Here is a 22201-nt window from a genome sequence, read left to right as displayed (position 1 = left end):
AATGGAAAAAAGTAGCACTTGCGATGCTTGCGCTGGCTTGTACTGTCAGCCTGAGTGCGTGTGGTTTCCATCACAAGACTAGTAGCAGTAACAGTAATTACACCACCACGGGTGGCGGCGGCCGCAATTACCAAGGGGTGATTGAACACGGTCACTACAAGGTCAGCAAGTCCCGTGGGGTGAACGTCAATCAAAATAGCGAAAACCAATACAATTTGAAGAGCTTCGAAAGCGGCTTGACTGATGTTTCCAAGCGGGTCTTTTCGCCGCGAACCTACGTCTTCCAGGAAGGGCAAAAGCTCACGACGGCCACTACGGAAGATTGGCTGGGACGTAAATCTGCCAAAAATCCGAGTGGGCTGAACCCGGTTAAGGGTTCTTCTTCCAATCCAAACCCGACCTACATCCAGCAGATTGAGGAGCAGGACTATATGAAGCAAAATGGTAGCTCCTTGTCTTTGCGAGGGATGACAATCGGGATTGGGGTCAACTCTGTCTACTACTACCGAAAGACGACAAACGGTCCCCAATATTCCCGGAACATCAGCGACGCGGAAGTTAAGCAGCAGGGTGAACAAGCTGCGGCCAAGGTTTTGCAGCGGATGCGGAAAAAGCCGGGATGCAAGAACATCCCAATTGTGATTGCCCTGTACAAGCAGGCCCCCAACGATAGTTTGGTCGGTGGCAATTTCTTTGAATACACGCGAGCTAGTGGCAATTCGATCGGGACTTGGCATAAGCTGAGTGAGAAGACCACTGTGATGCCGAAGTCTAGTTCGACGAATACGGAGAATCAGTCGAACGAAAGCGATAGTGACAACTTCTCTAACTTCAAGAGCCAGGTTCAGAGTTTCTTCCCGAACATCAGTGGGGTAACGGCCCAAGCAAAGTACGAAAACGGCAACTTGGCGGGAATGCATATCACCGTCACGACCCAGTTCTACTCCGAAACTGAAATTCAGAGCTTCAGTCAGTACATTGCCCAAGCCGCTAACAAGTATCTGCCGAACGGGATCCCGATTGATATTCGCATTCAGTCGGATTCTGAGATGCAGGCACTGGTTTTCCGAAACTCTGGCTCTAATAAATTCCAGACGCACGTTTTGACGTCGTACTAATGAAAAAAGACTGAGGATCCTCAGTCTTTTCGTGTTTTGTGGTAAAATATTAAGGCATACGTAATTAAAACGGAAGAGGGTTCTACAATGGCAAACCAACTCGATGAGCAAGCGGTTGAACACGTAGCATCACTTGCCAAACTTGAGTTTGATAAAAATGAGCTGTCTAAGATCACTGGACAACTGGGCAACATTATGGACATGTTTTCTGAATTGCAGTCCAAGGATGTCAAAGACGTTGAACCAATGATTAGTCCAACTGATATGGACACGGTCCTGCGTGATGACAAGGCTGAACACATTAGTAAGGACGAGCGCCAAGCAATTTTGGACAACGCTCCGGATACTGAAAATGGCTTGATCAAGGTTCCGGCAATCATTGACGAAAGCGAGGACGGCGAATAATGAACTTCTACGATACTAACCTGACCCAGGTCCACAACGATCTGGTTAATAAGAGGATCAGCGTCACCGAGCTGACTAAGGAGACCCTGACCAACATCAAGGCCCATGAAAAAGATTTAAAGGCTTACCTGCACCTGAACGAAGACGCCGCTTTGAAAGAAGCAGCAGCTCTGGATAAAGAAGGGGTTCCAGCTGATGACGTCATTGCAGGGATGCCGTTGGCCGTGAAGGATAACATCCTGACCAAGGGCCTGACGACGACGGCTGCTTCCAAGATTTTGGAAAACTTCAACCCCGTTTATGACGCAACGGTTGTGGCTAAGCTAAATCAGCATCACTTCATCAACGTCGGCAAGACCAACTTGGACGAATTTGCGATGGGTTCTTCCACCGAAAATTCCGCTTTCCAGACGACGAGCAATCCTTGGGATCTGACGCGGGTGCCAGGTGGTTCTTCTGGCGGCTCTGCTGCTTCAGTTGCGGCGGGCGAAGTGCTGGGTGCTCTCGGGACAGACACTGGTGGTTCGATTCGGATGCCAGCTTCCTTTAACGGCATCGTCGGTATGAAGCCAACTTACGGCCGGGTTTCCCGGTGGGGCGTGATTGCTTTTGCCTCTAGTTTTGACCAGGTTGGTTGGCTGACTCAGAACGTCAAGGACAACGCGACCTTGATGAGCATAATTTCAGGTCAGGATAAGCATGATATGACGACGTCTGATCGTGAAGTGCCGGACTTTGCAGCCGAACTGAACGACAGTGCTGACGTTAAGGGACTTAAAATCGCGGTGCCAAAGGAATACATGAGTGATGATGTCGACGCCGGGGTTCGCAAAGTGATCATGGATGCGGTCAAGCATTTCGAATCACTCGGTGCCAGCGTAGACGAAGTTTCGATGCCGAACACGAAGTACGGGGTTCCAGCTTACTACATCCTGGCACCTTCGGAAGCTTCATCGAACCTCCAGCGTTACGACGGTATTCGTTATGGCTTCCGGGCCAAGGACGTCAAAAACCTGGAAGACGTTTATGTCAAATCTCGTTCCGAAGGCTTCGGGGCCGAAGTTAAGCGCCGGATTATGCTGGGGACTTTTTCTCTCTCCGCTGGTTCCTACGATGCTTACTTCCTGCAAGCAGCCAAGATTCGTCGCCTGATCACCAACGACTTCATCAATGTCTTCAAGGATTATGACTTGATCATCGGCCCGACGGGAGCTCATCCGGCCTTCAAGATCGGTTCCGAAACTGAGGATCCGCGGAAGATGTACATGAATGATATTCTGACGGTTCCGGTTAATATGGCCGGGGTACCGGCAATGTCAGTACCAGCTGGCTTCAGTGAAGGTTTGCCAGTGGGTCTGCAGATTATCGGGAAGATGTTTGATGAAAAGACGGTTTACAAGGCAGGTTACGTCTTTGAACAGACGACCGACTTCCACAAGCAACATCCGCAGTTAGGAGGTCAGAACTAAGATGAATTTTGAAACTACGATCGGTCTTGAAGTCCACGTTGAACTGAAGACAAACTCCAAGATTTATAGCCCGGCGGCCGTTGAATATGGCGACCAGGCCAACACGAATATCAACGTGATCGACTGGGGTTACCCTGGGACACTGCCAACACTGAACAAGGGCGTCGTCCGTGATGGCATCATGGCGACGTTGGCTCTTCACGGACAGGTACGTCATCACATGCATTTTGATCGGAAGAACTACTTCTACCCAGACAACCCGAAGGCCTACCAAATCACCCAGAAGGACACGCCAATCGGCCACGATGGCTGGATCGAAATCGAAGTTGACGGCAAGAAGAAAAAGGTCGGCATCGAAGAACTGCACATCGAAGAAGATGCCGGGAAGAACACCCACAGTCCAAACGGTTTTTCCTATGTTGACCTAAACCGGCAGGGGACACCACTGATCGAAATCGTGTCGAAGCCGGAAATGTCTTCTCCGGACGAAGCAGTGGCTTACCTGGAAGCGCTGCGGCAACGCATCCAATTTACCGGAATTTCTGACGTGAAGATGGAAGAAGGATCGATGCGTTGTGACGTCAATATTTCCGTGCGTCCTTACGGCTCTGACCAGTTAGGGGTTCGTTCCGAAATCAAGAACCTGAACTCCTTTAACTTTGTCAAGCGGACGCTGGAATATGAAATCAAGCGTCACCAGCGGGTTCTGATGTCCGGTGGCCAAATCGTCCAGGAAACGCGGCGTTTTGTCGAAGCAACTGGGGAAACGGCCTCGATGCGGAGCAAGGAAGGCAGTGACGACTATCGCTACTTCCCTGAACCAGACTTGCCGCCACTGACCGTCAGCGATGACTGGATCAAAGAAGTCGACGCTGAAATGCCCGAAATGCCGGGTGCCCGGCGTGACCGCTATGTCAACCAACTCGGTCTGTCCGATTACGACGCCAAGGTTTTGACCCAGACCAAGGAAATGTCCGACTTCTTTGACGAAACTGTTAAGGACGGCGGCGATCCGAAGCGGGTAGCCAACTACCTGATGAACGACGTGAATTCCTATTTGAACGATAATCACATCGACTTACCAGAGACGAAACTGACTCCTGATCACTTAGCCGGGATGCTCAAGCTGATTCAAGACGGAACTATTTCAACCAAGATGGCGAAGAAGGTCTTCAAGGGAATCTTGGAAGGCGAAGAACCAGCTGAATATGCCAAGGCTCACGGCCTGATCCAGTTGTCAGATCCGGCTCAATTGCAGCCAATTGTCGATGATGTTCTGGATAAGAACCAGCAATCGATCGATGACTACAAGAACGGGAAGACCCGGGCCGTTGGCTTCTTGATGGGTCAAGTGATGAAGGCCACCCGTGGCAAGGCCAACCCAGGCGTTGCCAACAAGTTGCTGATGAAGTCACTGAACGCCCGTTAGTTCATAGCAATCAATACAGCGGAGGATACCATGCGGAAACGAGCACGAATTATCTATAATCCCACCTCGGGTCGGGAGACGATGCGGCAACACTTAGTCGACATTCTGCCGATCTATGAGCAAGCTGGTTACGAAACGAGCGCTTTTGCGACAACGGCGGCGCCAAATTCCGCGAAGAACGAGGCGCGGCGGGCAGCTGAAGAGGGTTTTGACCTGATCGTAGCAGCCGGTGGTGACGGAACCTTAAACGAAGTAGTTAATGGGATCGCCCCACTCAAGCACCGGCCGACGATGGCGATTATCCCGGCAGGAACGACCAATGACTATGCCCGTGCCCTGCGGATTCCCCGTGACGATCCGATTGCGGCGGCTCGCCTGATCCTGCACAAGAACAAGGATTTCAAGATTGATATTGGGCAGGCCGGTGATAACTACTTCATGAACATCGCGGCTGGCGGAACCTTGACTGAGTTGACCTATGACGTGCCTTCCGACATGAAGTTACTCTTCGGCTACCTTGCCTACCTGGAAAAAGGGGCGGAATTGCTGCCAAAGATTAAGCCGGTAGAAGTAAATGTCAAATACGATGGTCAGGAATACGAAGGCAAGATGTCGACGATTTTTCTGGCCCTGACGAACTCGGTCGGTGGCTTTGAACAGATTGTTCCCGATGCGGCGTTTGACGATGGGAACTTTACCATGATTATCGTCAAGGAGAGTTCCCTAACGGGGATGCTGCAGCTGATGGCTAAAGCACTCCGCGGAACGCACCGTGATGATCCGCGGATCATTTACACCAAGGCCAAGGATGTCGAGATTACGCCGTTAAACAAGGACGATCGCTTGATGATCAACCTCGATGGTGAATACGGTGGGGATGCACCGATGAAGTTCCATGATCTTCGGCAGCATCTCAACGTGATTGCCAATGTAGACGAGATTCCTGACGACGCTTTGACGGATCTGTCTCCTGATATGAAGCGGGCCGAGGATGATTTCGTCCGCGGGGTTAATGAACTCCCAAAGACAGAGAATAAATAACAATAATGACGGTCGTAGCGAAGTAAAGTTCGTCGCGACCGTTCTTTGTTTGAGAAAGGAAACAAGATGGCTAAGATCAAGTTACCAGTACAGAAGAATCAAGAATTGACGGGGACGGTGACAGACCTCACCTACCAGGGCAATGGTGTCGTGAAAGTAGACCACTATCCGATCTTTATCCCCAACACGTTGCCTGGCGAAGAGATCAATTACGTGGTGACAAAGACCCAACGCAACTTCGGTTGGGGACGAGCTCTCAACTGGCAGAAAAAGAGTCCTGATCGGGTAGCAATGCAAGACAAACGACTCCTGCAAACGGGGATTGCACCGTTGGGTCACCTGGCTTATCCGGCCCAGTTAAAGTTTAAGCAACACCAGATCGCTGAGCTGGTCGCCAAAGCGCACCTGAACATCGAGGTGCTGCCGACGTTGGGGATGGACCAGCCCTACCATTACCGTAATAAGGCTCAAGTTCCGGTCAAGATGGTCAAGGGGCAGCTGGAAACCGGTTTTTATCGGCGTGGGAGCCACCATTTAGTGCCGATTGAAGACTACTACATCCAGGATCCCAAGCTGGACCAAGCGATTATTGTTGTCAGGAATTTATTGCGCAAGTACCACATCCAACCCTATGACGAGCAAAGCGGAAAGGGAGTCATTCGGACCGTGATGGTACGGCGGGGTTATTACAGCCATGAAATGATGGTGGTCCTCGTGACTCGGACTAAGCATTTGCCGATGAAAGATGAGCTGGTTCAAGGGATCGTCAAAGCTTTACCGGAATTAAAGAGTTTGGTGCAAAACGTCAACGGTGCGCGGACCAATCGTTTGCTTGGTGACAAGGACCACACGTTGTGGGGTGATCCGGTTATCCACGATCAGTTGCTGGGAATTAACTTCACTATTTCACCGCGGTCTTTTTACCAGGTCAACCCGCAACAGACCGAAAAATTGTATGCCAAAGCGATTGCGGCGGCCGGTCTCGACGGAAGCCAGACCGTGATTGACGCCTATTGTGGCATCGGGACGATTTCCCTGGCAGTGGCCAAACATGCTAAGCGCGTCGAAGGGGTCGAAGTGGTTGCGGAGGCTGTCAATGATGCCAAACATAACGCGAAGGTCAACGGCATTCATAATGCCCACTTTGTGACGGCCAAGGCGGAGGACCAGATGGCCAAGTGGCAGCAGAAGGGCTTGCGGCCCGATGTCTTGATCGTTGATCCGCCGCGGAAGGGCTTGGATCCGAGTCTGATTGAGGCGGCCGGTAAGATGGGGCCACAGAAGGTTGTTTACGTTTCCTGCAACTCGGCGACCCTGGTTCGCGATATCCAACGCTGGCAAGTCGAGGGTTACCGAGTGGCCAAGCCAATTCAGCCGGTTGACATGTTCCCGCAGACGACGCACGTTGAGAGTATCACAGTCCTTGAGCGAGCCTAAAGGCGACGCTCAAGAACTAGTGATACTCCACGCGATAGCGTCCCCAGAGTGAGGAGCATAGCGACAAACGATGGGATAGACGCGAACCGCGGAGAGCATAAATTAAACTTTCATGTGACGAATAGGCGCGGAGAAGCTTAGAAATGCTTCACGCGATATACGAAAATTACTTTGTCTTTGCCGAACGCCGTGAGGGTAAAAACTTAGAAATTTTCTACGCGATAGCCGTCCATGAAGGTGAGATGGAATCGAGCCTGAAAGAATAACGGCGGACCGCGCACCCATGAACGAGGTATAGAGTGACGAGTGATTGGCTAGTGGCGAACCGCTGAGAGCGTTACAGTGGAGCAAAAATAGCTGATAAATGTCGGTGTGAAGGCATTTAGAGGTGATTAAAAGGGCGCTAATTCTGGTTTAAAAAATTGGAATTAGTGCACTTTTTCTATTTGGGGTTTGTGGGCGAGTGTTCAATGTCCTATTTCGATAGTCGATTAGGGTAGTGAAAGTTAGACTAATGGTTGGCTGATACAGCAACATTTATAGTTGGTGAGAAAACAGGTTAATGCAGCGCTGAGGGGTGAATAGACAAGTGTGTAGTGTGAAATTAGTGATTTTGTTAAAATGATTAACAAATTTAGGAAAGAAGTAAATTCAACTATATATAAACAGTACCCAACCAGAATAACTAAGTGGCGAATATCTTTAATTACTTTATCATTTTTGGACTGTCAACGACTTAACGCTGAAAATGGTGATAACAGTAATAAGTTAATCCAAATATTATGGGGGGGAGAATGTGTGTTGCCAGCTTCAGAAGTTTTTCAAGAATTAGATCGATATCAAATTAATTACAAGGTCGTTCATCATCCAGCAGTATATACAACTGAGGAAGCAGATCGTTTCTTTAAGACATATGATTTTGCTAAGGTACGGAATTTATTTTTAGATAACAAAGATCACTTTTACCTAGTAATGATTGATGATCAAAAACGATTAGACATGAAAAAACTGCGTAAACAATTACAAACGCGGCGTTTTTCATTTGCAAGTCAAGAAGCATTGGAAAAGGTTATGGGGATTAAGAACGGGGCTGTATCTCCTTTTAATCTGCTTAATGACGAGCAACATCAAGTTAAGCTGGTAATTGATCAAACAATTGTTGATGAGAATGATTTTATTGGCTGTCACCCCAATGACAATACGCAAACCGTTATCTTGAAGATTAATGATCTCCTTAAACTAATTCAGCGGTGGGGATATGAGGTAACGGTATTGCCACTTTAGTCAAACTTTATTGCCATATGACGAATAGGAAAAAACAGCACCCCGCTAAAATAGCTGAGTGCTGTATCACGAATTATAATGACTTCACCATCTTTCAGCGCAATACCTTCTGCGTTGGAAGATGGTGATTTTTCTCTCCTCATTTATTTTGCAAAATGGCGATAACTATCATCAAGCTTCGTGTGAATTTGTGGCCAATTTGTCATGGCGAGGACTAAACTCATGATCAAGGTCAAATAACAGTACCAAACGTATGGCATCACGGCGACGGGAGAAACTTTTGCCATTGCCGCAGTCACTAACAGTTGCCCAGCATAGGGGATGAATCCTTGGACATTGGTGGCAAACATTGACAGGGCTGTTGCCACCCGAGTCCTTGATAGCTGAAATTTTTGACCAATGTCGGCTGCCAGTGGACCGACCGTGAGAATGGCGACAGTATTGTTGGTTGTGCACAGACACAACAGGATGATTAAGAAACCAATTGACAGTAGTGCTCCTTGTTTGCTTTTTGTGTTCTTGCTCAGTTTATCAATCAACCATTGGATGCCGCCAAGGTAGTTCATTAGACCAACGACCCCGCCGACAAAGATACAGATGAGGGCCATGTCTTCCATCCCCGCGATTCCTTTTTGCAAGTAAGCCATAGCGCCAATTAAGGTAAAGTTGCCTTGGATCACACCGATGATAAGACAGGAAACAATGCCAATCATCAATACCGACATTACATTCATGCCGACAAGGGACAAAATGATCACGAGCAGGTAAGGGACGATGTCGACAAAATTGTACTGACCGCTATAGTTCAACGCTAGGTTCTTCACTGGGTAAATGGCGAGCAGGATACAATTACCAATAATGGCGGGCACATCATACAGAAAGTTCAGGAGGAACTTATTTTTCATCGTTACTTTTTGACTATTAACTGCGGCGATTGCCGATGCGGAAATGAAGGAGTTGTTATCACCGAACATTGCGCCGCCGACAACAGCGCCGGCGACCACGGCGGGATTAATTCCGGCTTTAGTTGCAACCATGACCCCCACTGGCATTAAAGCCGCAATTGTTCCCATCGACGTGCCCATGGCAAAGCTCAAGACCATCGCAATTAAAAAAATGCCGGGCAAAATCAGGTTTTGCGGCAGGAAGCTTAAACAGATATTGGTGATCGACGACACCGCGTGCATCTTGGTAGCCACGCCTTGAAAAGCACCGGCTAAGATGAAGATAACGATCATCATAATTAATCCCTGGTCGCCACCGGCTTTGCAAAAGATGGCCACTTTTTTTTCTAAAGTCAGTTTCTTTTGACCTGCTGGTGCTGGCAGGCAAAAGCCGACAATGGCAGCGATGATCATTCCCACTAGCAAGGGCATGGAGTCGAATTTGCCGGAAATCATACCACTTAAAATGTACAAAAAGATAAAAATAATGAGCGGAAGCAGGCCAATGAATGAGCTTGGCTGCTTCTTGTCTGTCTGATTCATTTTCTGAAACCTCGAATTGCTTGATAACTAATCTTAACATGAAAATATTTGTGACTGAAAATGGAAATGGTAAAACAGATGGTGGTTGAAGACTTGAGATTTCATAAAAGCTGATTGCTACCACTTTTCCAAAATATGAAACGTCGCTTAACGTGCTGCTATTTCCGCCTATAATATAACGCTTAATGGGAAACAAGATGTGACCTGGTGGGCCCCTAACATTGCAAAATGGGTTGAGCAGTGAACGATGAATGACTTTTGGCTAGTTTTAGAGCAGCTAAGACAAAAGTTATAAAGGCAGGACTATTGGATACTGGAAAAGTCGCGATCATGTCAGCATATTACTGATAACATTAATAATATATCATAAAATTTAATTAATTCTTCTAAGCTTTCTTAAATGCTATATCTTCTCCTAATAGGCCTCCGGTATAATTAAATTGGAAATAAGAAATGCCAAACCAACATAAAGGAGGGTAATATGCGTAGAGACCAACAAAGAAGACCATTTTACCGTCGCCTGTGGCTGTGGCTGGTAGTCATCTTCCTATTGATTGGCGGGACGACCTGGATGATTAGCACTCAACACGACAAAGGACATAATGACACCGTCGTTAAAACGACCGAGAAGGCTAAAAAAGCTAAGAAGGTTAAAAAGAAGGCAACGAAGAAAGCAGCCCAGCATTCGAAATCACCGGCTAATAACCAACAACAAGAGCAAGAAGCCGCTACTACTTCACAGTTTGGGTCAGTAGCTCCCAGTGGCGATGTTGGTCCAGAAAATAGTCAAGCTGCTGCACCGAGCGCAGGAAGTAGTTCTCTAGAACCGTGGGTTGATCCTGACAATTATGAACCGAATTCGGTAATTGGCGACCGCTCGACAATGCGCTGCTACTTGCCGGGGCAAAATCCTTCGCCAGCTATTGCCGCCGAAAATATCGTGTACTTTGACTCCTTAGCTGAGGCCCAGGCTGCTGGTTATCAGACAGTCCAGTGACTTATTGCAACAGCTTTAAATGTATGAAGCTTTTGCGGGATGGTCCTTGACGAAACAAACCATCATTTGCTAAAATAACGAACAATTAAATAACCTAAGTTCAGAGGGTTTGTAAAAATTACAAGCTGGATAAGAGCGTTGCCATGGCAGCGGGTTTCTTATCCAGCTTTTTATTTTAAGGAGAGAAAAATGATGAAATTTGAGGATCCATCAGAAAGTTGCCATGTATATGACGACAGTCAGCATGACATTAATGAATGTCCAGACTGGAATTGTAGATAGGGAATAGCTTTTTGAACAGGAAAAGGAGACCAATTATGACCGCCATTATGGATAAAAGAAGAATATTTTTAATGATGGCGACGCTATTGCTGGGGAGTTTCGTGACCACACTTGCCGAAACCCTCATGAACAATGGATTGCCAGATATTATGAAGGAAACGCACGTTAGTCAAATGTCCGCTCAATGGCTCAATACCGGGTATATGTTAGTGAGCGGAATGGTAATGCCATTGGCTAACTTTTTTATGCACCGCTTTCCGCTGCGCCGCTTATTTACGATAACGATGACGATCTTTTTAACCGGCTCGGTGATTGCCGCAACTGCGCCCAATTTTGCACTGTTGCTGCTGGGGAGATTAATTCAGGCTAGTGCAGTAGGAATTAATATGCCACTGGTGACGAATGTTTTGACGGTGATTATTCCAGCTAAACATCGTGGCTTAGCATTGGGCCTGGCGGGGATCATTATTAACCTGGGGCCAGCTGTCGGGCCAACTCTTTCAGGAGTGATCCTCAAGAATTTTCACTGGCGGATGCTGTTTATTATCCTGATTCCAATTGTTATTGTAACGATCATCGCTACGCAATTTTGGGTGCAAGACGTGTTGAAACCGGCGGTTGTGCCGTTTGATTTTCTTTCGGTTTGCTTCGTGATGGTTGGGTTGGGGGCTTTGCTATACAGCTTAGGACGCTTAGGTGAAGCCGGACAGAATATGATCATTACAATTGCCTTGATTTGTTGGGGATTGTTGCTTTTGTTTATTTTTGCTAGGCGTCAATTCAAACTCGAAAATCCGCTGTTAGATCTTCACGTGTTTCAAACCAAACGTTTTTGTTTAGGAATGACAATTGCCCTTTTGATCTCAGCAGCCATTATGGCACCAGAGCTGGTTCTACCTTTGTTTAATCAAAACGTCAAACATGTTAGTGCTTTGACTGCTGGATTAGTAATGATGCCGAGTGCCTTGGCGATGGCTTTCCTGTCACCCTTTGCGGGACGGTTATACGATGATTTTGGGATTAGGCGGTTAGGAATCAGTGGTTCCGCAATTGCTTTTCTGACAGCACTGCCGATGCTTTTTTACGATGCTAATACGGGAATTATTATGATTACGCTTCTTTATGCCATTCGGTGCGGGGGATTAACGCTAGCCTATACTCCGGCGAGTGTCTATGCCTTAAACGGTCTTCCCCAAAATCAAGTTACTTCGGGTAATACGATCATCGTGACGATGGTCCAGGTAGCGAATTCCTTTAGTACAACCTTGGCAATGGCCATTCAGAACGTAGTGCAAAACTGGCAAATTGCCCACCGTTATTCGATATCGGTGGCGACGACTCACGGCTTTCAGTGGACTTTTGCTTCCACAATTTTAATTACCTTGCTCGCTTTGTTGTTAGTGTGGAAAACAAGGGAGACCCCAAATAATTAGTTATCAAAAAGCGATACCAATTCGCATGGCTGAGTGGTGCATATAATCTTGACATCAATTTTAACAACGCGGTCTTTAGAGAGAAGCTTGATGAAATGAATCACAGGGATTGGATAATCTCAGAATTATATGCCATAAGCAAAGGGCCTCATAACTATTGAATTCAATAATTATGGGGCCCTTCACTTTAGGGTTATTCAGTTGACTTGCCAAATCATTACAGCCGGTGAAAAGTGTTAAGAATTATTACTTAACAATTAATACATCAGCGGTTGAATGACGAGCAACATAGTCAGTATGGGATCCTTGGAGCATTTTTTTAACGGCATTGGCTCCGGTACTGCCGATGATAATAAGGTCGATATTATGTTCTTTGGGATAGTCAAAGGCGAGAATCGTCTTAATACTGCCGATTTGCACAGCTGCATCTACAGATAGGCTGGCTTCCTTTGCTTGTTGAACATGAGGCTGTATTTTGGCCTTGGCTTGAAGAGCCTGGTCCTGGTAGAAATCTTCATTAACGCCACCATATGAATCCATACCACGGTCGCGATTTACAATCCAGACTAAGTAAAGATGACTGGACAGGGCCTTAGCTAATTGGCAAGCAACGTGGAAGGCTTTATCGGCTTTTTGAGAGCCATCGAGACCGACTAAAATTCGTTGATAGAGCATTATTAATCGCCACCTTTTACATTTTTAGGGTTCAAGAGGGAATGGTGTCGGCTATAACCAAAGTAAACAAACATTCCGAGGATCAGCCAAACGACAAATCTGATCCAGGTTTCCCAATTTAATCCGGCAACTAGTGTAACGCAGAAGATGATTGAAATAATGGGAGTAAACGGAACTCCTGGTGCTTTAAAGCCACGATGTTGGTTGGGTTGTGTGTGACGCATAATCAAAATTCCTGCAGAAACTAAAATGAAAGCAGTTAACGTGCCAACATTAACCAATTCCGAAAGGATATTTAAATTAATCAGACCAGCGGCAACTGCGGTGATGGTGCCGAAAAACCAAGTACCTTTAAAAGGTGTTTTGTGTTTAGCGTCGACTTGGCCAAAAAATTTGGGAAATAAACCGTCACGCGACATCGAATAGGAAATTCGCGACTGGCCGTAAAGCTGAACCAGAACCACCGTGGTCATCCCAATGATGGCCCCAATGCTTACCAGAATTGATAGCCACTCTTGACCCGTCCTGGCAACGACAGCAAGGATCGGCGCATTAATATATCTTGAGAAAACATGGTACTTAACAACTCCAGTCATCGTTAAGGTCATGGCAATATATAAAATGGTAGAAATCAGCAATGAAATGAGGATTCCTCGTGGCAGTGCTTTACTAGGATTAATAGTTTCTTCGGCACTAGAGGACACGGCATCAAATCCAATGAACGAGAAGAAAACGATGGAAGCGCCGGGAATAATGCCGGTAGCAGTGCCACCGTGGTGGGAGTACCAGCCAAATGGACTGAAGGGGTGCCAATTTTGGGGCTTAATGTACCAGATCGCTACTGCGAGGAAGATAATAATCACCGCGAGCTTAATTACAACCAATGTGTCATTAACCCGCTTTGTTTGGGTAACGCCAATTGAGACAATGTAGGTGATTACCAGAACCATCAAGAAAGCCGGCAAATTAAAATAGGTAGTCACCCCCGGAGTGGTTCCGGCGGCTGCGGTTAAGACTTGCGGAATATGGATGCCAAGGTTATTAAGAAGGTTGACAAAGTATCCTGACCAACCAACGGCGACGGTTGCAGCGCCAAGGGCATACTCCAGAATTAAATCCCAGCCAATAATAAAAGCAATAATTTCACCAAAAGCGATGTAGGAATAGGTGTAGGCTGATCCGGCAACCGGAGCCATGGAAGCAAATTCGGCATAGCAGAGTCCGGCAAAGCCACAGCAAATAGCTGCAATCAGAAAAGAAATGGCCAGAGCTGGTCCAGACGTGAGCGCACCACGACCAGTTAAAACAAAGATTCCGGTTCCGATAATAATCCCAATGCCAAGGAAAACTAGGTCAAAGGTCCGCAAGGTTCGCTTTAATGGGGAGGCATTTTTAAGCAATGAGTTGATGTTCTTTTTACGTAACAGAGATGACATAGCAAAACCCCTTTCTAATGTATATTTAATAATCTTAGAACTTTCTAATAATTAAATAAACACTATCAAGGGGTTATGTACTATAATTAATCTTCCTAAGGAATATGCTTAATTTTTTTAAAAGTAATTGATGAATTATTTAAGATAATAAAGTTTAAACAAAACGATGATAGGGAATTTTTTAATTCTTTAGCGGCCTGCTCTTTTGACACTTACTAGCATTGGATTGGAACCAATTTGTTTTTTGTCGAGTTTTACCCATTTGAATTCCACCTTCCTTTGCTAATTATCTATGTTTTCATACATCAAAGACTAAGCGAGATGTCGGCAATAATCTGATGCCAACTGGTTAAAATAGTCCGCCGAGACGATTCAGTGCTGATCATGCCGATAGTGCAACGGCGTTTTGCCATATTGCTTTTTGAAAAGGCTGATGAAGTAGGCCGTATTTGGAATGCCGACTTTGGCGCCCACCTGGCTTACGGGGTGCGTGCTGCATACCAACAAATTGCGAGCGTGCTCTAAACGGATTTGGGTCAGCTTTTGCTGTAGGGTGATACCAGTGACTTTCTTATAAGTGTGCCGCAGGTAAGATGGATCGCCATGGACAAGACTAGCTAGTTCGTGAAGCGACAGTTTCTGGTTATACCGGGTTTGCAAAATATGATCGGTTTCATCAATCCATACTTGATTACTTACAATTCGATCTAAGGGTCGACAACGTTTGCAGGGACGAAAACCTGCCTGCAATGCTTCTTGCGGACTGGCAAAGGTGATGACATGGTTGCGTTTTGGCAAACGGGAAGGGCAAGAGGGCTTGCAGAAGATCTTCGTAGTAGTGACCCCGTACCAGAATTGACTATCTGCTCGGTGATCATTATTGACAATCGTTCGCCATTGCTTGTCGGTAGGGGCAGATAGCTGACTATTCATTCGGCAACGCTCCCTCTAATTTTAGTAATTCTTTTTTCCGGTCTAAACCGCCGGCAAAGCCAGTCAGGGAGCCATTGCTGCCGATAACCCGGTGGCAAGGAATAAGGAGAAGCAACTGATTGTGACTAACTGCGTTGCCGATAGCGCGAGATAGGTTTTTATGGGGATGACCAGCTTGAATTAGGTTGGAAAGTTCCTTGTAAGTGATGGTTTCACCGGAGGGAACTTTTACCAGTGTTTGATAAACTTTCTGCTGAAATGCAGTGGCATCTGGATTAAGAACTAGGCCAGTGCATGATGGGTTTTGACCGGCAAAGTATTTGTCTAGCCAATTGATCGCTTTTGCGGCTTGCTTCGTCATGTCGCCCTCGATTGTATCTAAATCGTAGTGACCACCGAAATGTTTTTGCTTATTAAACCATAATCCGTAGATCGCTTGGTCATCAGCTAAGATGGTAATTTGGCCAAGTGGCGAGTTGTAAAAAATTTTTTTCATTTTAAGCCCTTTCTAGATTGATAGATGGTACCGAAATAGTGCGGTATTAGCGACTTCTTCGTCTCCGATCATATCAGAAAAGGAAAGTGAAAAGTATCAAAATATGGCTTTTTCATCGGTGAGCTAAAACAGCACTCGGCAGGGGGAGCTGAGACTGCCTAACATTTAACTGCATCATCTTTGAATGTGAAGTCCATGAACCGATGGCATGCATCAGTCCTAACCAACTCGTACTAATCCAATTTAATCCGTAATTCAGTAATCGCCTGCTGGCCCCGGGCGAATTCATTCTGATAGTAGCTTAGGGGGAAGGACTCCTCAAAGATCGGACCAGAGTAATCTGACCGAACGGTGAGGAGTTGCCTGAGATAGGCTAAGTATTTTGCGGTGGACCATTTAAAATTAATGCACAGGTAGCGTCCAGCAAGGTCAACCATCTTAAATTTCTTTGACTCGGCTGATGAGGGATCAGCTGGTGGAGAGATCAATTCTTTGAAAATCGTCTGGTACTGAATGGTCGCCAAGTCGTCACTCTGGCTTGACCGAAAACTGAAGCCATACTCCAGGTTAGGAATTTGATGATGCATCAATAGCTGATGGTCCAGCGTCGCCACCGCCTGATCAGGAACGTCGGTTGGTCCCAGTTGACGGGTGACGGGAACTAGTCCGATCACCTTGTGAAGTTTTTGACATAGGGCTGCTTTCCCAGATGAGCCTGCATACTTGCCAAATTATTCAGCTGCTGTTGCTGAAACTTAGCGATGACCAGCTTGCGTTGCTGTTCTTCAATCTGGTGTTGAATCTTCTGTTCCTGCTCTTGCCAGAAATCACTCAGATTAATTGAGTTATCGTTCATCACCGTCGCAATTTCCTGGAGGGATGAGCTGGTAGACTGCAAGTACTTGATGAGGTTGAACTGAAAAATTTGTTCAGGCTGGTAGTAACGATAGTGGGTCTGGGGATCCACGAGTGCGGGGGTCAGCAAGCCCTTCTGGTCATATAGTCGCAAAGTTTGAATGCTTGTCTGGCAGTATTTTGCCATTTGACCGATTGAAATCATTTGCTTTTCCTTCCTTGACTCTCTAGTTGGTATAGAGTTTACCATGAAAATAGCAAAGGAGATGGCTGATGATGGAAAAGCAAACAATGCGCTTAATAGTTCCCGATTGGCAGGCCGGTGACAACCCGGTATATGGGCTTGGGGCGAGCATTTTGGCGGCAATTGCCCCTAAGAACCCTGAACAAGTGACGGTTAAGCTTTCATTGAAGCAGGAGGGCGGCCCTCGACAGGGCAAGGTCAATCACCAGGAAGTGATCAAGAATAACTTACTGCAAACTAAACGGGCGATTGCCCGGCAAGCACCGGATAAAATTATTACCCTTGGTGGAAACTGTCTCGTATCCCAGGCGCCAATTGATTATCTGAATGGTCACTACAAAGGGAAGATCGGCGTGGTGTGGCTTGATGCTCATCCCGATATTTCAAACCCGCAGATTTTTGATAATGAGCATGCCATGGTGGTGGCTAACTTATTACAGATGGGAGATCCGATTTTTAACCAGCTAGTAGAGAACCCGTTAAGAGCTCAGCAAATTTTCTATGCCGGCTTGCAAATGCCGACAACGGAAGAGCAGACCCTCCTTCGTCAGGCGGGAATTGATTTTAAGGGCCACCAAGAACCGTCAATTGCGGCAGTTAAGGCCTGGGCTCAGCAGAATCAATTCGATCGGCTTTACCTGCACTTTGATATTGACGTTTTAAATCCGTAGAGTTTTTATGCGACCTATTTCAATAACCCAGCATTAAAGGACATTCCTGATAATGCCGCCAAGGGGGCCGCCGGAGTTGCCGAGACTTTTAACTTTATCAAGGATATCAACCAGGAGTTTGATCTGGTGGGGATGACAATTGCTGAATATATGCCTTGGAGTGCCCAGCAATTGTCCGCGTTGATGCAGAATCTGCAACTATTTCAGGGATAGAATCAGTTGGAAGATGGCTGTTCCTGAGTGTGCAAAACCGTGATGGCACCATTTGATATCTTCTTGGCACTAATTGATGTTCCAGATGGCACGAAAAGCTATTATTATATGACCATCAGCTAAAGGAACTAGCAATTAGGAGGAAAACATGATGTCAAACAAAACTGCTTTAATTACTGGTGCTACTGGTGGACTTGGTAAGGAATTCGTTAAGGTGTTTGCGGGCAACGGGATTAATTTGATCTTGGTGGGTCGTAATCCCCAAAAGCTCCAAACACTAAGGAACAGTGTTCAAAAGCGCTACGGAATCAAGGTAAATTCAATTGCCGTTGACTTCACTAATGATGACGCCGCCGAAACGATTTACAATGAAACTAAAAAGTTAGGTGTTCAAGTGGATTACTTAGTCAACAACGCCGGACTTGGTGGTCAAGGGACATTTTTGGAACGTTCCTTTGACCAAGACATCAACATGGCGAAAGTTAATATGATGGTCCCTACCAAGTTGATGAAGTTGTTCTTGCCAGACATGGTTAACCGCAACGCCGGCCGGGTCTTAAATGTTTCATCTTCGGCTGCCTTGATTCCGGGACCGCTGCAAGCGGAATACTACGCGACGAAGGCCTACTTCACTTCATTGAGTAACGCGGTTTGGTACGAATTGAAGGACACCGATGTCTCAGTAACTGCTTTGATGCCAGGGGCAATGGATACTGGCTTCGCGAAGGCTGGTGGATTGACCGACACCAAGATGTTTGCCAACGGCGTCAGTCCGAAAAAAGTAGCCGAAGAAGGATACGAAGCGATGTTGAAGGGTAAGATGAATGTCTTTGCTGGCTTGCCAGGTTGGCAACGGCCGTTCGTTGGGCTGATGCCAATGATGCCCAAGAAGGCAACGATGGGTTTCGTGGCCAGCCAACAATCAACTAACAAATAGGTGATTTGATGGAAAAATTCGTGATTGATGGGCAATATGGAAAACTATTAGCAGCTAATAACATTGATCCTCAATTAGTTTTAAGACAAGCGGAGTTGCCGATTGACACCTTTGCTCATCAGTTCCCTAAATTAAGTGAAGCCCAATATTTTAGAATGCTGGAAACTGTTGACAAAATTGCGAGAGATCCATTGCTGCCGATCATCCTGGTAAAGGAAAACAATTTGGAAACCTTTTCGCCACCAATTTTAGCCGCTTATTGTAGTTCGAATGGGACATCCTTCATTCAACGCTTAGCTCATTACAAAAAACTGATCGGTCCGGTATCTTACCAAATCAAAAAACAGGCCCAGATGCAAACGATCAAGCTAACGACTTTAAGTGAAAAGCAGTTTTTGCCAGCATTCTTTGTCAAAGGCGAGTTTGCTTTTCTAATCGAAATGCTTTCGCGGGCAACTGGTCAGCAGATCAACCCCGTCAAAGTGACAGTTACTTTTGCGCTTACTGATGAAAAAGTTATCAATTACCTGGGTGTTACCCCACAAAGGGCAGCCGATAATTCAATTACTTTCAGGATTGCAGATTTGCAAAGACCCTTTAAGTCGAAGAATCTTTCGCTGCTGAATTACTTAGAGCCAGAACTTAAGAAACGGTTAGCGGAATTAGCTGTTGATGATTCTTATGCCAAGCGGGTTCGCTCGGTCCTGGTGGAACTACTGCCGCGGGGAATTGCAAATGCTGATGGTGTCGCCAAGGAGTTGGGCATCAGCAAACGAACGCTCCAGCGAAATTTAAAAGCGGAAAAAACTAATTTTCAGCAGCAACTAAATGCCACCCGCGAAATGTTAGCAAAGAATTATTTGCTCAACACTAAAATGTCGACTGATGAAATTGCCTTCCTCTTGGCCTATCAGGAAACAAATTCCTTCCAACGCGCCTTTAGTGTTTGGACCGGAAAGAGTGTTCAGCAATTCCGCCAAGAGGGTCGGGCCTAATCAAAGGCCGGCGATTTGGTAGTAAGACAAAAGCAGCGCCCAGTCAAGATGATTGAGTGCTGCTTTTTTGAATCTTTGAACGGGTGTGCAGTAATTTTTACTTTGTCTCTTTTGGCGTCTTCTGTTGATCAATCTTTGGCCAATGACGATGTTGGTTAAAATGCATCTTTTTCTTGATTGCATCCCCCGGGTCAATGCCCAGTTTATCAAACATGTAGGTGAGATAAATCATGGTATCGGCCAATTCATCTGAGAGGTGTTCAGTCTGCTGAGCGTTGAGTGGCTGGTCGGCCGGTTGCCACTGGAAGATTTCTAAAACTTCACTGGCTTCCAAATTTAAGGAAATGGCCAAGTCTTTAAGATTATGATACTTTTGCCAACCACGTTGATCACGAAAATGGCGCAGTAGACGAACAATTTCATCGTAATTCATAATAGATGCTCCTAATTATGGTTTTGCTTCTTGTTTACTGCTTCTTTTAGTGCTTTTTGTAATGCCGGATCAACCGCATGCAGGTAGAGACCATGGACGCCGCGGGTCATTAATACGTTGAATTCATTTTTGATTAACTCCGTGCTGAACTTTTGCTTAGAACCATCATGCATGGTTCGACGATTAATAACTTTCTTGTCCTTGCTTTTGGTAGGGTCAAAGACAATGTGATGATCGCGGTACTTAACAGAAGGGCCAATAATGACTCCAGCGTAATTGAGATCGAGACCCTGGATGGTGTAGGTCGAACCGATTTCGTTAACTGTGTGAGGTTGTTCAGGCCAAGACAGATCAGAATACTTAACGCCGGCAATTTTATGTTTGTCCTTTGCCGTGGGCTTTAACTGCAAGTTCCATGGCATGTGCCAAGCGCCTTCAGATACTTCCCATAAACCGTTAGGATTGGTAGACATTCCAGAATAGTCCCAGTCAAATGTTGCTAGCATTCGGCTGATTCCGTTATCGCCGTCAACACGCGCTTTTTTGGCAATAGATGCTTGCATTTTAGCTGGGTCGTCAAAAACTTTGAGGTCGTATTTAGCATCTTGTGGGGCGGGGGCAATGATTTGATTATCCAGTAGATTGCGTAACCATTCCACCATTTTTGGTGATGCGTCGATTCGCATTTGATTTTTCAGGGTTACCCGGTAATTCACCAGCTTTTCAATTTTTTGGTGATCTTTTTCTTCGATAATTTGGTTATTACTGAGGACCTGTTTTTCATCGTAAACGGCAATTGTTACCCGTGCTCGCTTAATAATGTCGAGGAGTTCGTTTTCCCCGTGACCATAATAAGCTTGGCTGCGTTTCGTCAAAAGCAGGTGCGCTTCGTCAACAAAAGCGATGTCAATGGGATGTTGTTCAGTATGTTCGTCGATAAAGGTAGTCACTTTCTGTACTTGAGCGTTTTTGGACATTTCAAGCTTGTGGATAATTTGTTCGTAAACCTTTTCTTGTTGATGGTGGTTGACCATCATGGTGACAGTGAGGGGATGATCTTTTTCGGTGGCCAAGTCATAGAAAATATTACTCATCAAAACGGTCTTACCAGCTCCAGCTTCTCCCTGCACTAAAACAAGCTGACCATGAGATTGCGTCGTCCGCAGTGCTTCTTGAACAACGCTCAAGATCTGTGTTTTGGCGGCACGTTGGGCACGGGTTAATTTGTGAAATGGCGAAGCCTTGAAAAGAGCCGACTCCTCCACAATCCGCTGAACAGGGAAAAGGTCGGGCTTTAATCGGTGAAGTTTTCGCCAAATTTTATTAAAAACAGTGATCATTTCATCACTTGTGTAATAATCACCCTGGGCGTTATCACGCCGGTTGTTGAGGCGATGAACGGTGTTGACACCGGAGAGATAGTGCATCAAGCGGTTTTCAATGTCTAAGGTCAGGGACTTGTTAAAGTGTTGATGTCCAATAACATACATTAACGCGTTAGAAGTTTGTTGCAGTTGTTGCCAGTCGGACCGCGATTTTGGATCGGCATTTAAGTGCTCCAAAGTTCGTCGCTGAATATCATTGGTTTCGCCGACATAAACGGTATACTGAGCTTTTTTCGGATTGCTAGCTTCATTGATAATGTAAACGGTTGGGTAATCAATTAGCAAATTGGACGCGCTAGTTTTGTTGAGTTTATTCTTGATTTCTTGATCGAGATTTGAAGCAATTTTTCGGTTATAACGTGTTTGATAAATTATTGGTGATGGAATGTTATTGCTCATTTATTTAACCTTTATCATCCTTAGTTTTATTGGTGGATTATAGAATGAAGTTAGCCACCCAGTTGGTGGCAAATAAAAAACGCCATTCGGCGTGACATCAGGTATCATATTAAGTGAACCAAACCTATATGAAAGGATGTCCGTCAA

Annotated in this window: 21 protein-coding genes; 12 read left to right on the top strand and 9 right to left on the bottom strand. The window is 45.9% G+C overall.

All coding sequences use genetic code 11. The features are described 5' to 3' along the window. The first annotated feature begins 23 nt into the window (after positions 1-23). The 7 genes from QOR82_RS04660 to QOR82_RS04630 all read left to right on the top strand — a co-directional run bounded on the left by QOR82_RS04660 (position 24) and on the right by QOR82_RS04630 (position 8183). Complete coding sequence (locus QOR82_RS04660; RefSeq protein WP_283583623.1) at positions 24-1118, top strand: CamS family sex pheromone protein; 1095 nt, start codon at positions 24-26, stop codon at positions 1116-1118. Between the two features lie 87 nt (positions 1119-1205). Then, entirely contained in the window at positions 1206-1523 is a 318-nt protein-coding gene (gene gatC, locus QOR82_RS04655; protein WP_283583608.1) for an Asp-tRNA(Asn)/Glu-tRNA(Gln) amidotransferase subunit GatC, read from the top strand. Further along, positions 1523-2992, top strand: a complete 1470-nt coding sequence (gene gatA, locus QOR82_RS04650) for an Asp-tRNA(Asn)/Glu-tRNA(Gln) amidotransferase subunit GatA (RefSeq protein WP_283583607.1) — start codon at positions 1523-1525, stop codon at positions 2990-2992. The genes gatC and gatA overlap by 1 nt, the downstream gene beginning before the upstream one ends. Before the next feature lies 1 nt (position 2993). Next, the gene (gatB, locus tag QOR82_RS04645) at positions 2994-4421 is read left to right on the top strand and encodes an Asp-tRNA(Asn)/Glu-tRNA(Gln) amidotransferase subunit GatB (protein ID WP_283583606.1); all 1428 of its coding nucleotides are present in this window, start codon (positions 2994-2996) and stop codon (positions 4419-4421) included. A 30-nt stretch (positions 4422-4451) separates the two neighbouring features. After that, positions 4452-5462 (top strand): diacylglycerol kinase, encoded by a 1011-nt coding sequence (locus QOR82_RS04640; protein ID WP_283583605.1) that lies wholly within the window; start codon positions 4452-4454, stop codon positions 5460-5462. A gap of 66 nt (positions 5463-5528) precedes the next feature. After that, positions 5529-6899, top strand: coding sequence for a 23S rRNA (uracil(1939)-C(5))-methyltransferase RlmD (gene rlmD, locus QOR82_RS04635; RefSeq protein WP_283583604.1), 1371 nt, complete (start codon positions 5529-5531; stop codon positions 6897-6899). Positions 6900-7700: 801 nt separating this feature from the next. Further along, positions 7701-8183, top strand: coding sequence for a prolyl-tRNA synthetase associated domain-containing protein (locus QOR82_RS04630; RefSeq protein WP_408612918.1), 483 nt, complete (start codon positions 7701-7703; stop codon positions 8181-8183). Positions 8184-8326: 143 nt separating this feature from the next. On the opposite strand, the gene QOR82_RS04625 is transcribed toward QOR82_RS04630, so the two are convergent. Continuing rightward, positions 8327-9670, bottom strand: coding sequence for a Na+/H+ antiporter NhaC family protein (locus QOR82_RS04625; RefSeq protein ID WP_283583603.1), 1344 nt, complete (start codon positions 9668-9670; stop codon positions 8327-8329). Between the two features lie 481 nt (positions 9671-10151). Between QOR82_RS04625 and QOR82_RS04620 the strand changes: the two genes are divergently transcribed. Both QOR82_RS04620 and QOR82_RS04615 read left to right on the top strand, forming a co-directional pair. Beyond that, positions 10152-10667 (top strand): hypothetical protein, encoded by a 516-nt coding sequence (locus tag QOR82_RS04620; protein WP_283583602.1) that lies wholly within the window; start codon positions 10152-10154, stop codon positions 10665-10667. Between the two features lie 317 nt (positions 10668-10984). Beyond that, positions 10985-12382: a DHA2 family efflux MFS transporter permease subunit gene (locus QOR82_RS04615; RefSeq protein ID WP_283583601.1), complete on the top strand. Its 1398-nt coding sequence runs from the start codon at positions 10985-10987 to the stop codon at positions 12380-12382. 246 nt (positions 12383-12628) lie between these two features. Here QOR82_RS04615 and QOR82_RS04610 read toward each other — a convergent pair whose 3' ends face one another. From QOR82_RS04610 to QOR82_RS04585, 6 genes are all read right to left on the bottom strand, one after another. Next, positions 12629-13057 carry a universal stress protein gene (locus QOR82_RS04610; RefSeq protein ID WP_283583600.1) on the bottom strand — a complete coding sequence of 143 codons (429 nt, stop codon included), beginning with the start codon at positions 13055-13057 and terminating at the stop codon, positions 12629-12631. A gap of 2 nt (positions 13058-13059) precedes the next feature. Then, positions 13060-14493, bottom strand: a complete 1434-nt coding sequence (locus QOR82_RS04605) for an amino acid permease (RefSeq protein WP_283583599.1) — start codon at positions 14491-14493, stop codon at positions 13060-13062. 372 nt (positions 14494-14865) lie between these two features. Then, positions 14866-15426 carry a bifunctional transcriptional activator/DNA repair enzyme AdaA gene (locus QOR82_RS04600; protein ID WP_283583598.1) on the bottom strand — a complete coding sequence of 187 codons (561 nt, stop codon included), beginning with the start codon at positions 15424-15426 and terminating at the stop codon, positions 14866-14868. Further along, entirely contained in the window at positions 15419-15922 is a 504-nt protein-coding gene (locus tag QOR82_RS04595) for a methylated-DNA--[protein]-cysteine S-methyltransferase (RefSeq protein ID WP_283583597.1), read from the bottom strand. The genes QOR82_RS04600 and QOR82_RS04595 overlap by 8 nt, the downstream gene beginning before the upstream one ends. 233 nt (positions 15923-16155) lie before the next feature. After that, positions 16156-16596, bottom strand: a complete 441-nt coding sequence (locus QOR82_RS04590; RefSeq protein WP_283583596.1) for a hypothetical protein — start codon at positions 16594-16596, stop codon at positions 16156-16158. Further along, positions 16593-16982, bottom strand: coding sequence for a MerR family transcriptional regulator (locus QOR82_RS04585; RefSeq protein ID WP_283583595.1), 390 nt, complete (start codon positions 16980-16982; stop codon positions 16593-16595). Before QOR82_RS04585 ends, QOR82_RS04590 begins: the two co-directional genes overlap by 4 nt. Before the next feature lie 68 nt (positions 16983-17050). Here QOR82_RS04585 and QOR82_RS04580 point away from each other — a divergent pair, with 68 nt between their 5' ends. From QOR82_RS04580 to QOR82_RS04570, 3 genes are all read left to right on the top strand, one after another. Continuing rightward, positions 17051-17692, top strand: a complete 642-nt coding sequence (locus tag QOR82_RS04580; protein ID WP_283583594.1) for an arginase family protein — start codon at positions 17051-17053, stop codon at positions 17690-17692. Between the two features lie 361 nt (positions 17693-18053). Then, positions 18054-18842 carry an SDR family NAD(P)-dependent oxidoreductase gene (locus tag QOR82_RS04575; RefSeq protein WP_283583593.1) on the top strand — a complete coding sequence of 263 codons (789 nt, stop codon included), beginning with the start codon at positions 18054-18056 and terminating at the stop codon, positions 18840-18842. Between the two features lie 8 nt (positions 18843-18850). Further along, positions 18851-19837: an AraC family transcriptional regulator gene (locus QOR82_RS04570; RefSeq protein WP_283583592.1), complete on the top strand. Its 987-nt coding sequence runs from the start codon at positions 18851-18853 to the stop codon at positions 19835-19837. Between the two features lie 97 nt (positions 19838-19934). On the opposite strand, the gene QOR82_RS04565 is transcribed toward QOR82_RS04570, so the two are convergent. Then, entirely contained in the window at positions 19935-20270 is a 336-nt protein-coding gene (locus tag QOR82_RS04565; RefSeq protein ID WP_283583591.1) for a nucleotide pyrophosphohydrolase, read from the bottom strand. Positions 20271-20281: 11 nt separating this feature from the next. After that, positions 20282-22054: a DUF2075 domain-containing protein gene (locus QOR82_RS04560; RefSeq protein ID WP_283583590.1), complete on the bottom strand. Its 1773-nt coding sequence runs from the start codon at positions 22052-22054 to the stop codon at positions 20282-20284. Positions 22055-22201 lie beyond the last annotated feature (147 nt).

Origin of the sequence: Limosilactobacillus difficilis, assembly GCF_947387495.1 — a bacterium.
In the GTDB taxonomy this organism is placed as follows: domain Bacteria; phylum Bacillota; class Bacilli; order Lactobacillales; family Lactobacillaceae; genus Limosilactobacillus; species Limosilactobacillus difficilis.
This window is presented reverse-complemented; position numbering and strand designations above follow the sequence as displayed.